Annotated in this window: 13 protein-coding genes; 4 read left to right on the top strand and 9 right to left on the bottom strand. The window is 37.3% G+C overall.

Features of this window, described 5'->3' with window-relative positions:
- The first annotated feature begins 101 nt into the window (after window positions 1-101).
- Window positions 102-311 (top strand): hypothetical protein, encoded by a 210-nt coding sequence (locus ACZZZC_RS09015; RefSeq protein WP_463486956.1) that lies wholly within the window; start codon window positions 102-104, stop codon window positions 309-311.
- Between the two features lie 207 nt (window positions 312-518).
- On the top strand, window positions 519-815 hold the full coding sequence (locus ACZZZC_RS09010; RefSeq protein ID WP_463485770.1) for a hypothetical protein: 297 nt from the start codon (window positions 519-521) through the stop codon (window positions 813-815).
- Between the two features lie 134 nt (window positions 816-949).
- Here ACZZZC_RS09010 and ACZZZC_RS09005 read toward each other — a convergent pair whose 3' ends face one another.
- The 6 genes from ACZZZC_RS09005 to ACZZZC_RS08980 all read right to left on the bottom strand — a co-directional run bounded on the left by ACZZZC_RS09005 (window position 950) and on the right by ACZZZC_RS08980 (window position 6,948).
- Window positions 950-1,207, bottom strand: a complete 258-nt coding sequence (locus ACZZZC_RS09005; protein ID WP_463486955.1) for a luciferase domain-containing protein — start codon at window positions 1,205-1,207, stop codon at window positions 950-952.
- Window positions 1,143-1,394, bottom strand: a complete 252-nt coding sequence (locus ACZZZC_RS09000; RefSeq protein WP_463488249.1) for a hypothetical protein — start codon at window positions 1,392-1,394, stop codon at window positions 1,143-1,145. The genes ACZZZC_RS09005 and ACZZZC_RS09000 overlap by 65 nt, the downstream gene beginning before the upstream one ends.
- Window positions 1,391-2,293: an SRPBCC family protein gene (locus ACZZZC_RS08995; protein WP_463485768.1), complete on the bottom strand. Its 903-nt coding sequence runs from the start codon at window positions 2,291-2,293 to the stop codon at window positions 1,391-1,393. Before ACZZZC_RS08995 ends, ACZZZC_RS09000 begins: the two co-directional genes overlap by 4 nt.
- A 109-nt stretch (window positions 2,294-2,402) precedes the next feature.
- Window positions 2,403-3,290, bottom strand: a complete 888-nt coding sequence (locus ACZZZC_RS08990; RefSeq protein WP_463485767.1) for an SMP-30/gluconolactonase/LRE family protein — start codon at window positions 3,288-3,290, stop codon at window positions 2,403-2,405.
- Between the two features lie 177 nt (window positions 3,291-3,467).
- A complete protein-coding gene (locus tag ACZZZC_RS08985; protein ID WP_463486954.1) occupies window positions 3,468-5,267 on the bottom strand; it encodes an ABC transporter ATP-binding protein in 1,800 nt (599 codons plus the stop codon).
- A complete protein-coding gene (locus ACZZZC_RS08980; RefSeq protein ID WP_463486953.1) occupies window positions 5,212-6,948 on the bottom strand; it encodes an ABC transporter ATP-binding protein in 1,737 nt (578 codons plus the stop codon). The genes ACZZZC_RS08985 and ACZZZC_RS08980 overlap by 56 nt, the downstream gene beginning before the upstream one ends.
- A gap of 391 nt (window positions 6,949-7,339) precedes the next feature.
- On the opposite strand from ACZZZC_RS08980, the gene ACZZZC_RS08975 reads away from it, so the two are divergent.
- Window positions 7,340-8,185: a CvfB family protein gene (locus ACZZZC_RS08975; protein ID WP_463485764.1), complete on the top strand. Its 846-nt coding sequence runs from the start codon at window positions 7,340-7,342 to the stop codon at window positions 8,183-8,185.
- 75 nt (window positions 8,186-8,260) lie between these two features.
- On the opposite strand, the gene ACZZZC_RS08970 is transcribed toward ACZZZC_RS08975, so the two are convergent.
- Both ACZZZC_RS08970 and ACZZZC_RS08965 read right to left on the bottom strand, forming a co-directional pair.
- Window positions 8,261-8,929 carry an MCP four helix bundle domain-containing protein gene (locus ACZZZC_RS08970; RefSeq protein ID WP_463485763.1) on the bottom strand — a complete coding sequence of 223 codons (669 nt, stop codon included), beginning with the start codon at window positions 8,927-8,929 and terminating at the stop codon, window positions 8,261-8,263.
- 213 nt (window positions 8,930-9,142) lie between these two features.
- The gene (locus ACZZZC_RS08965) at window positions 9,143-10,576 is read right to left on the bottom strand and encodes an ATP-dependent DNA helicase (RefSeq protein WP_463485762.1); all 1,434 of its coding nucleotides are present in this window, start codon (window positions 10,574-10,576) and stop codon (window positions 9,143-9,145) included.
- 148 nt (window positions 10,577-10,724) lie between these two features.
- Here ACZZZC_RS08965 and ACZZZC_RS08960 point away from each other — a divergent pair, with 148 nt between their 5' ends.
- On the top strand, window positions 10,725-10,922 hold the full coding sequence (locus ACZZZC_RS08960) for a hypothetical protein (RefSeq protein WP_463485761.1): 198 nt from the start codon (window positions 10,725-10,727) through the stop codon (window positions 10,920-10,922).
- Between the two features lie 70 nt (window positions 10,923-10,992).
- Here the strand turns inward: ACZZZC_RS08960 and ACZZZC_RS08955 are convergent, their stop codons facing one another.
- On the bottom strand, window positions 10,993-12,132 hold the full coding sequence (locus ACZZZC_RS08955) for a putative sensor domain DACNV-containing protein (protein ID WP_463485760.1): 1,140 nt from the start codon (window positions 12,130-12,132) through the stop codon (window positions 10,993-10,995).
- Window positions 12,133-12,364 lie beyond the last annotated feature (232 nt).

Here is a 12,364-nt window from a genome sequence, read left to right as displayed (position 1 = left end):
ACCCTAAATTTATTCATCAAATATTACTTCAATAAAACCTAAGCAGTAATTTCAGTCAAAACCTTCAGTTACTTTTTTGGTTAATTATTAAAAGAATAATTATGAAGGTAAGCTTTTCAGAAATATTTGATGTTGTAGAAGGTAACATCAATCCAAAGGTGCCAGTAACCTATAATGGCTCTGGTTTAAATCCCGGACAAAGTTTTGCATTGGGCGAAACAGTTATGGGGATAGATTTTTCTCAATATACCAATGGATATTTGGAGGTAATTAAAGAAGATGGAATTTACCATATTCAGTCATTCTATTAATGCCTTAAAATTAAGATAGAATTATTAACATATGAAAGATTTTAGTTTTCATCCCCGAAATCCATAGATGAGCCATTATTTATATCATAAGTTTGTTTAATTGTTGAAAACATCATCCCATAAGTAATCAAGGATGTATTACTTTTGCCTATAATGTTGTCCAACTATAAAATACTATATCTTTTTGAAAACGCTGAAACCCTGATCATGGAAGTTAAGCGTACTGATCTACCTGAAGGTACTGATATCGCACAAGTTTATCATTGGCTCTACCTGGATAAGCTAACCTCTTCAATGGTTAAATTATGGTTTAGGTCGATGGATTCATCGGCAGAAATAGAGGAAAGATTTTTTGAGCAGGGTTATTTGAAATTTAGTAACACCGAAGCAACTTTTATTGAGAAATACAACTCATCTCAACATAAATTAGTTAATTATACTCATCATCCTCTGTCAGAGGATACCCATCATTTAATTGAAGATTATTTTAAACAGCCTAGTTAATGCTGATTTTTTTAAAAATAAAAAAGCCCCTCAATCCTGAAAGGGCTTTTTTTGTTGTCTATCCCTATATTCTAGGAAGAACAAAATTAACTAACATGATTAATAATTTTGAGGTATGAATAAACTGAACAGAATTATTTATCTATTGAAATGATTTGGAGTTTCTGCCTCCTACTATAAGCTAGACTTAACAAGGAAAGCGCATTTTCTACATCAGTTTGGTTTTTAATATATAGACTTACCCAACCCGATTTTACAAAAATGTGATGCTCTCGTGCAATTCCATCGGCAATAAGTGCCTTTTTTGTCTGTACACTAAAACGTATGTCAAGGATACCATTGCTGTGCAAATGCCCTGAATTCTTTCTGTTGATAGTTAAATTGCGTGCCACCAAATTTGTGTAAAGAGATAGACGTACCGTCCCAATTCAATACTTCTTCTTCGATTTCGTCGAACCAAGAAAGCATTTGCGGATTTGAAATGCATATCCATATTTTTATTAAACTATCGTAAATCAAACCGAAGAACGGGATAGATTTTAAAAAACCTAAATATTTCACAACAAAGCGAAATATCATTTCTCGCTCAATAGTTTGATATGATCCATTACTCTTAAATGAACATTTCTGGTAATGCTTTCTGCCCAAATATCATAATACCATATTGGAAAGACATGAAGTTTATACCAACTATTCCCGATAAGTGTTGTGGTTCCATCGCCATTGTCTTTTAAAATAAATTGTCCTTTATCAATATCGATATGCCCCATAATCTCTGGATCTTGAGGTTGATTGACAATATCAAAAGTTAGGTTTTTATTCACTTCAAAAGCAACTATTTTCTCGTCGAAAGTGTATCCATTGCTAAAAATACATTTTCTACCGGCGCCAAGTTTATTTGCTGTAACTGTGGTTTGCATCGGGCTTGGCATGCCTAGCTTGAATAACCAATATTGATTTGGCTGCTTAATTTTTTCAAATGCAATAACATTTTTCCAAATTTTATCTGGCGTTGCTTTAATGATGATCTCGTCCGATACCATATTCTCATATTGGTGGTCGGATACCGAATCAGCAATAAAGATTAATAAAAGAAGGGAAACAAAGCTGATGTTCATTTTCTGGTCACGCCTTTTAAACATCACCTTTCCAATAAATGCTCCGGTAACTACAAATGCAAATATCAATGGAGATACAATTAATAAACAAATTGTACCTTCTCCCAGAAAAAAATAGCTTAGCAATATTGCGATAAAACCATTTAAAATAGAATTCCATATCAAGGTTTTGTTAGATAATTTATAGTCTTTCCAAAACCAGGCGCTCATAATTCCCATTAGCATTGGTAGAATAACAAATTCGGAAAATACCAATACACCCCCACTGGATGGGTTAAGCATCTTATTATTACCGATGATAGATAGGATGATCAGGTTTGGAATGATGAAACCTAAAATCTTTTTGTTTGATTGATCCATTGCGTTAATCTTTAAACAAACATAAATTAATATCTCAAACTTTCAAAATATACTGAAAATAAAATATCAATTACAACTAATTCAAGAAAAGCAATAACTATTTGCGCACTTACTCAATGCCTTTTACCGTAGTCTCTATCTTGTAAAGGGATTTTGATGCGGTGATAAATAAGATATTTTTGTTTTTTCCTCCAAAACAAAGATTACCACACCATTCTTCGGGGATGTTAATATGACCAATCTGTTCGCCAGTTGGCTTGTAGATATTCACGCCTTTTCCTGTTACATAGATATTTCCGTTGCTATCTAAAGTCATACCATCAGAATTTTGATTGAGGATAACTTCTCTATTACTTAAAGATGCATCACCATTAATTTTATATCGATAGGTTTTATTGGCAGCCATATCAGCAACGTATAGGAATTTCCCATCGGGTGTTCCAACTATTCCATTTGGTTTTTGTAAATCATCTGCAACAATGATGGCCGTTTTCTTGCCTTTTGGAAGGTAATAAACGCGTTGTTTTTCAAGCTCCGGTTTTTGCCTTTTCCAGTAATTGCGTTGATAATAGGGATCGGTAAAGTAAATTCCTCCCTTGTTATCCAGCCAAATATCATTCGGTCCGTTAACTTTTTTACCCTCAAAATCGGAAAATAAAAGCGTTATTTTTTTGTTTTTATCGATAGACCAGATTTCATTATTTTCATCAGCACAAACAATCAGGTTTCCTTTTTTATCAAAATAAGTGCCGTTAGCTCTCCCCGATTTATCCATAAATAAACTCAGCTTTCCATTCGTATCATATTTCCATATCTTATCATTAGGCTGATCGGTAAAAAAAACATTTCCTTGTTTATCTACTGAGGCACCCTCGGTAAATTTGAACTGAGAAGATATAAGCTTTAGGCTATCTTGAAAAAAGATTGGCTTTGGAGATTGTGCATATGAAAATAAGGAGACCAAGATTAGACAAGAAAGGGAAAAATACTTTTTCATGGGTTAATATTTGGTTGGGCAAAATGCCGATTTATCTCTTGCGATGCAAGTAAAAATGTTGTGTTAGATTTTATCTTCTTTGCACGAAGCAATCTGTATGTGCTAGCTTAAAAAACCATAGTAGTAAGATTGCTTCGTGCCTCGCAATGACGAGTGTAATAAAATAACGATGAGCAGTTAACTCACTCGTTTTCCTTTGAGTAACATATCAAGCGCATCATTAAGGGTTCCAGCCTTCTGCACTTCGCCTTCGTTTACAAAGTAAATTTCATCGGCGTTTTCGATAGTATTTAAGCGGTGTGCAATGATTACTAACGTAGTTTCCTTTGATAATTTTGCTAAAATGCTCCCCAACAGTTGTTCGGTTATGGTATCGATATTCGCAGTGGCTTCGTCTAAAATTAACAATTCGGGGTTGCGTAAAACTGCCCTCATAAAGGCAATCAATTGTTTTTGTCCTAAACTAATACTATCAGCGCCAGAAGCAATTGGGGTATTTAATCCTTCATCAAAAATAGCCAAAAGGGCGTCTAGGTTTGCATCATGAATAATTTTTTTCAGTTCATCATCACTCACGTGTTGGTATTGGCTATTGCCATAAAGGATATTGTCTTTCACGGTTCCGGTGAACAAAAACGGCTCCTGCAATATGAAACCTATTTTTTTTGTTCGTTCTTCTGCAGTAAACGAACGAATATCTTTGCCATTGAGTAGCACTGTTCCCTTTGTGGCATCGTATAAGCGTGAAATTAATGAAGCAGTAGTTGTTTTTCCACCTCCTGTGGGTCCGATTAAAGCATAAGTTTTACCTTTCTCGAATTTCAAATTGATGTTATGCAAAATCTCTTTCGAATCATCGTAAGAGAAATGAACATTCTTAAATTCCAACAAAGCATCAGATGTAGTGGCTTTTGAATCTTCAACCTGATCCAAATTTGTTTGTAAAAACAGGATTTGCGAAACCCTGTCCCAACTTGCCATCGCTACCTGAAAACTAGTCCAAAGTGCGGCTAACTGCCTTAAAGGGTTATAAAAGTTTGTGCAGTAAGAGAGGTAACTTACCAGCAAACCCAAGGAAAAATGACCAATAGAAATTAAAAAAATACCGAATAGCAAAACAATTAATTGTGCCGAGCTAGAGAGTAAACCATAAACCGGAACAAAAATATTATTGGCTAATCCTGCTCCAATAGCTGTTTTGTAATTTTCTCTATTTGCCTCGTCAAAACGTTTTCTAAAATAATCGCGACGGTTAAAAGCAATAATAACCTTAAAATTATTTAAGCTTTCCTGAATTTCGGCACTTAAACCGCCAACACTTTTTAAGTTTTTGGCATTTTTATTTTTCACCCATGGAGACAAAGCCATAGTAAAAATAACGATAAGAACTGCTGGCGAAAGCGCCGCAGCACCCAGTTCAAAATGAATGGACAAAAGAAAAACACCGGCACCAATCATGGTGATAATGCTGCTTACAAACTGCATTAACGATTGCGAGAAAAACTGATTAAGCTTGTCGGTATCGCTGTTAACCCTCGAAATTAAATCGCCAGCCTTGTTCTCATTAAAAAACGAAACAGGTAATTCCTGGAGTTTATTAAAAATTGCATTACGCAGCGTAAATAGCATTCTTTGCCCAATTCCACCCATTAATTTCGTCTGCGTATAGCCGGTAACCATGGCAATAAGATACATTACCAATAAAATTCCACCAAAAACCAACACACCATGAAATTGCTTGGTCCTGATGTAGGCATCGATGGTATGTCCAACCAAAAGCGGTCCGAGCAGTAACAATCCTGAGTTTACCAAAATGGCAATTAAAGCCAACCAAAGATTTTTATGCTCGCCAGAAATGAATTGGAGCAATCTTTTAAGCGCCTGGTAGGTGGATTGCTTTTCCTGCTGTGATTGCAGCTGGTTAAGATTGTATTTCATAATTACTGGTGCTCTGTTGTGAATTATAAATTTGAACATACTCAGGACTAGTTTTTAGCAGTTCCTGATGGGTTCCTGACGCAATAATTTCGCCTTGCATCAGCAAAATAACTTGATCGTAATTTTCGACAGAGGCTATCTTTTGAGTAACCGATAACAAGGTTATACCGGGATAATTTTGTTGGATATTTTCTAAAATCCGTTTTTCGGTGTTGGTATCTACCCTTGCAGTAAAATCATCAAGCAATAAAATCTTCGGATTTACCGCCAATGCCCTGGCTAACATGATACGCTGCTTTTGCCCACCAGAAAGGCTATTGCCACGCTCAGAAACGATGGTATTTAACTTCTCTGGAAGACTTTCTATAAAATCTTTCAATTCGGCAGTTTGAATTGCTTTCGCCAAAGATTCGTCGGTTACCGTATCGCTGAAAGCAATATTTTCGCGAATACTCATATTAAACATAATACTGTCCTGAAAGACAAAACCAACCTGTTTATGGAAATTCTCCTGATCATATTGATTCAGCTCCTTGTCATCAAACAGTATTTCGCCAGAGTTTGGACTAATTAATCCTGTTAAAATGTAAAGCAATTGCGTTTTCCCTGCAGCTGTCGGCCCTATTATAGCAATTCTCGAACCTGCTTTCGCACTGAATGAAATCGATTTCAGGATTGGTTTTTGTCCGATGGTTAGCGAAATGTTTTTGGCTTCTACATTACCGATAATCGGTGCTGTTAACAGGCCGGGATGATTAATTTCTGGCGCATTTAAAACACTTTCAATTCGTTGATAAGAAGCTGTTGCCTGAGCAATTACATTACTCATAAAACCAATTACCAAAATCGGGAAAATGATGAGCGCTAAATAGCTGTTAAAGGCTGCAAACTCACCCAAACTAATGCTATTGTCAATCACAAAATGCCCACCCAGCACTAAAATTGTCAAGCCTGATAAGTTCGCAACGAAAACGATAATAGGAAGTAAACCTGCAAATAAACGAAGAATGGATAAGCCTAAGTCTCTGGCTTTCGCATTTGCATCGAGAAATTTATTGTACTCAAGTTGCTGCGAATTGATTACCCGAATTAGCGCCGAGCCTAAAATACTTTCGCTAATGACCTTGTTTAGCCAATCGATTACCTCGCGACTCTTGATAAACAATACCCTCACCTTTTTTAGTACAAAAAAGAAAGCGCCGCCAATAATAGGTACAATCGCAATAACACAAAGGGCCAGCTTCCAATTTATCATCAGCAGTAAAATACTGGCACCAACAATTAAAAATATCGATGAGGCAAGCGAAACAATGGCCTGAGAAACAAACATCTTGATCGAATCGGCATCGGAAGTGAGGTTTGTAAGCAATTTTGACGGATTTGCCTGAAGAATATAAGCATGACTCTGACGCGAAATCTGGTCGGAAAGTTTAGTTCTCAGATCTCTTGCCACCTTCTCGGAGGCATAAGTTTGTACAATACTTTGTAAGTAAGTGAAGATAAAAACCAACATAATTGCCAGGGCAAATTGAAGTAATATCGAATTTAAATTAAACGTGTTGTTGGTGTAAGAATCGATTCCTTGAGCGATAATTTTCGGTAGCAATAAATTAATTCCATTACTTAACAATGCGAATAAGATCAGCAGAAAAATTAAGCTTTTATATGATGCAAGCAAACTAAAAACACTGGGTTTTTTAGCCTCTTTGGGTTTTGCCATGTTGGGATACGAACTTTTGTAAAATTCAAATTTAACCCAATTATCTGAATAGATGTTATGTTTAATTTAAATTATTGAAGTAATACCTGGTAACCCAATCTACCTTCATTCTCGCAAATGCAGGAATCTTGGTAAGGCAGATAGGCACCACTTTGCTCCATCCTTTGTTCCTAAACGGGATGGCAGCGATATACTTTTTGAGAGTTGACAACTTTAATAGCGCTGTAGAAAGAAAGTTGTCAAAACTCTTTTTACAAAAAGATTTAGCGAACAGCCCGGCTGCAAACCCTATGAAATACTTCAGCACCTTTTCAAATAATTTTTAAAACATAATCCACTCAAACATTGCTACCTTTACAGCACAACCATTGAAGAAAATGGTTTCCATATTATGATTGAAATAGGAAAATATAACGAATTAAGGGTTTTAAGCAAAACAGAGGCTGGTTTAAACCTATCAGACGGCGATAAATTGGTCATTCTGCCTTACCAATATGTACCAAAAGGCTTGGAAATTGGCGACAATGTAAACGTTTTTGTTTATATCCAAAAGGATGGTCGCCTTACAGGAACTACCCAAAAAGCTTATGCCGAAGTAGGCGATTTTGCTTTTCTAAAAGTTGTTTCGGATGGAGAAGATGGCACTTATATCGATTTAGGCATTGATAAGGATGTTTATGTGCCGACCAAAGAACAAAAACGGCCGATGCAAAAAGGCTATAAATATGTGGTTTATTTGTATCTGGATGAAAATAACGAACGCCTTTTGGCTTCGTCAAAATTATACGATTTTGTTGAGGAGGAAGATTTCGATTTCGAAGAGGGCGATGAAGTGAGTTTGTTAATTACTGAAGAAACAGATTTGGGTTTCAACGCGATTATTAATAACACTTACATTGGCTTGCTGTACCATAATGAAGTTTTTGATAATATTCAGGTTGGAGAGCAGCGTAAAGGCTGGATCAAAAAGATCCGTGTCGAGGGCAAAATAGATTTGACTTTACAACCGAGCGGATATGGTCATATTCTGGATTCGAAAGAAATGATTTTAGCCGAATTAAAGAAAAGTGGCGGCATCATTGAACTGGGCGATAAGAGTTCTCCTGAAGAAATTTACCATCGTTTCCAGATCAGCAAAAGCGCTTTTAAGAAAACGATTGGTTCACTTTATAAAGAGCGTTTAATTGTACTTTCTGATGATTCGATTCGGTTACTCACTGATGATGATGCAGAATAAGTAGACTTTTCGCCACAGATTTGCAGATTATATTTTCTTCATCAATTGAGATAATCCGCGAATCTGCGGCGAAGTTTAATTCAAATTAAACTTATCATTCTGGATTTTTACCATGTTTGATGCCGAGATAATCGACACAATCATAATTCCGATAAAAACGGCCAGAATACCTTGAAAGGTTGAATAGATTTTCGTTCCTGAAACAAAGATTTTAGAATCCCTAATCAGCTCATCCCCCACTTTCGACTGAATTTTAATTAGGGCCGAAAGTTTTGTTAGCGTTTGAGCAGTAGCACTTCTCCCAATTGACTCGTAGATTTGTTTTCGTTCACTACCTGTAAGCGCAAGTATCTTACTTTCCAATTGCTCTTGAATATTTAGCGCAATTTTTAAATCTTTAAGAAAAGCTTTTTCTTGTTTTACCAGTAAGGTTAATTCGTATTTATTAATAACGGAATCGATTTTTTGATTGTGTTTTTTAATCTGTAACTGGCTATTTAAGGATTGACTTTCATTGTTTACCAAAGCATCCTGGAGAATGGTGTTTTTATGATAAAGATTTTCCGCAACAAAGTATAAATCGGTCGCTGGCACCAATCTATCGTTATACATTGAGATGAAAGATTCATTAATTTTATTTACACTTTTGTCTTCCAAAAAACGAATGAGCAAAGTGCAGCACATAATGCAAAACAATAAGAAAGCTATCTTCAGTTTGTTTTTAAGGCTAAATGCGAATTTCATAGTGTAGATTTGGTTAGCGAGTCAAGGTAAGAATTAAAGCGTAATAACTGCAAAAGATATCATTTCTAACCCTAAGAACAATTAATCTAACATGTTCTTAAATGTATCTTATGCTAATATTCTAATCTGCTATAAAGGCAATTCTATCTGTGCTTATCTTGTCCATCCGTGGTTGATATTTTATTAGGGCAAGTAAATCTGTGCAATCATCATCTAAAAATAATCTTCCTGTGCAGTTTTCGCGAAAAGCTGTGGAGCAAAATTAACCAGATACAACTCCTTTTTGGCCCTGGTAACTGCCGTATATAACCAACGCAGGAAATCCAAATCAATCATTTCTTCTGTCAAATAGCCCTGGTCGGCAAAAACAGCATCCCATTGGCCGCCCTGAGCTTTATGACAAGTAACCGCATAGGCAAACTTAATCTGCAAAGCGTTATAAAACGGATCGGCCTTGATAGCCAGCATCCGCTCCCTTTTATTTGCTATATGTTCATAATCTTCATTCAAACCATCAAAAAGCTTTTTATTCTGTTCGTAAGGTAGATTTGCCGACTCAAGATTCAAAGTGTCCAGCATCACTTTGCAACTAATCTGCCCGGCAGCAGGGAAATCCATAAATTCTAACGTGGCATCGGCAAAGCGAAAACCGTAACGCTCTTCTTCTCCCCTTACTCTAATTACTTTGGCCATGTCGCCGTTGGCAATAAAAGCTGTCTCCTCGTTTTCAGGGAGCCAGAAATAATTGTTTTTAACCACCATAATCTGGTCACCACCGGTCAATTCCTCTTCGCGATACAACAACCTGGCCCTGATTTGCTGATTATAAACATTAGCAGATTTATTAGAGCGGCAAACCACCAGTGTATTTTCTATCCCAAATTTTCGGTAAGCATATTCCAGGCCTTCAACCAACCGGGCGCCTGCCATGTTGTAAATATCTTTATAATTCTTTGTTAAAAATTTTGGCAAAGGATTTTCAGGATTTTTAGAAATCTGATTCCTCAACATGGTTGCATTGGCTAAAATGCCTGATTTTTTTTCCTGCCGAACCACCTCCTTTAATTCCACAGAAGTGACCGTCAATGCAAATTTATCTTTCAAATATTGCTCGTTTAAAGCAGGACTTTCCAAACTTCCAACAGGGGGCAATTGTGCCGTATCACCCACAAAAAGCAGGAAACAGTTTTTGGTATTGTACACAAACTCAAGTAAATCCCTCAAAATTGAAGAACCAGTTTCATTGAATTCATCAGCGATCATTGAGGCCTCATCAATAATAAAAAGAGTATTCTCTGAGAGATTTGGCGCCAATTGAAACTGCATTTCGGGTGATGCTGCTGAACGTTTTCTGTAAATTCTTTTATGGATGGTTAAGGCTTTGCGATAAGAATACTGGCTCATTACTTTGGCTGCCCGCCCGGTTGGAGCCAATAATTCGCTCCTCAAATTAAACTTCGCCAACACTTTTACCAACGCTGCCACGGAGGTCGTTTTACCGGTTCCGGCATACCCTTTCAACACAAAACACCTGTATTCATCGTCCTCCTGTAGAAATTTCGACATCCGCTCGCAAAAAAGCAACTGTTCTTTTGTCGGCGTGTGTGCATAAGCTTGGGCAATGAGTTCACTTTTATCGAGGTACATGGATTGTTGAATGGTTCTACTTTAAAATTGTTTTAAGCAGCGTTTGTTTTAATAATTTGGAAAGCAATAGTTTTGCTAATCAGTTGCTGCAGTCCGTCTTTCCCTGCCCGTCTGGCAGGCGGGCGCTGTATCTTTAAAAACTGATGTCATGCTGAGGCACGAAGCATCCCTGCCTACCGCAGGCAGGTGTTTCATCGTTTGCAGATTCTTCGTGCCTCAGAATGACAATGTAAACGATTTGCTGAAATTTAATAAGATGCCGCTGCAATACGGTTTAGGTGGCAAATATAGAGGTATTTTTAATGTTAGTCCCGGCGAAATGGAAAAAGCCAAAACATTAACTTAAATAGAAAAATTGTCGGCTTGAACTAGATCGAATTAAGATTGCTTCGTTCCTCTCAACGACGACTTTTCACTTACAACAATAACGTTTCAATGCGATGTGCCATCACCATATTCTGTTGCTTACTCCAGCTAAAAATAGTAAAATGTCCATCCTGCGAGGCCACTAAACCAATTGCCTGCGGTTGATCATTAACGAACTGTGCGACCGAAAAATGCCGGGTCCCCCCCAATTGCCCTGGATACAAAATTGCATCTTCACCCCCAACAATCGGTTCCGAAAAAGCAATTTGTTCTACGGTGGGTTTACCCTTCGCCCGGCCAATCTTTGCGCCGAAAGCAATCAAATCGAAATCCTCGTTAATGATAGTAGCACCATCAACCGCGGTTAACCCAGCTAAATGTTCCACTTCCCGACGCAAAGCGCCTTGAGAAAAAATTTCCGTTTGATTTCCACCTTGTTTAGCCAGATTTGATAGACCACAAAATGGTGGTTCTACCAGATATTGTATAGGATGAATAATCGACTCCTGCCACTTGGTATCATTTTTAGGCACAATTAATAGTGCGCCGCCCCTTCCGTGGCTCCGCATCGAAACCGAGAATTGAATCAGGATATTAATCGGATCGTTCCAACTAGCCAATACGGTCAAGTCAAGCAAAGCTTTCAAAATCGGTGGACAATCCCGGTTAGAACAGGAAGTATCATCTACAATTCTAATCTGCTCGCCTTTCAAAACAGCAACATTGGTGTACTTGCCTATTCCGTAAATTCTGCGGTGCTTAATCACAATAAGTCCGGGCTCCGAAACATCAACAACGAAACAGAAATTGGGTATATTTAAAGTTGTTCCCCAAATATAAAGTTCTCCATCTTCCTCCCACACCCCAAGGTGGATACCCGAACGTTCTACACCAGGCGCAACTTTAGTTATGGTATTTGCGTTAAGTGGTAGTGGCTTAGCAAATTTTAAAGGTTTGGAGGTTTGCGATGGGGGTAAAAAAGCAATAGAAATACGTGGCGAATGTCCTTCTTCTTTTCTTAAGCTACTCCAAAAAGCGACATCAATCAGTGCCTCAATGATTTTTCGATTAGGCTGGGTGGCCAGATCAAGTTCACCTTGGGCAGCTGCATTTGCATGCAGTTTAACAAAATGTTGCTCAATTTTAGCCGAAACAGTATTGGCGGCTTTATAAGTAGGCTTGTAACTCATGTTCCGAATTTAGGTTGAATATTTCAGATTCTAAATAAGCGAAAGGTTTGATTTTGGTAAAAAGATTTACGATGATCTTAACCGCAAAGAGCACAAAGATTTTGTTAACCACATAATCCGCAAAGAGCACGAAGTTGGGTGCGGAGTATAAGGTAAAAATTTTGAGTAAAGCATTTGCCGCAGAAACACTGAAGTCATGGAAAGGAAAACATAAAGTAAATTTTCGCGTAAA

Source organism: Pedobacter sp. AC212, from assembly GCF_979258625.1.
Note: the sequence above shows the minus strand (reverse complement) of the source record. Positions and strands in the feature narration are given on the sequence as shown.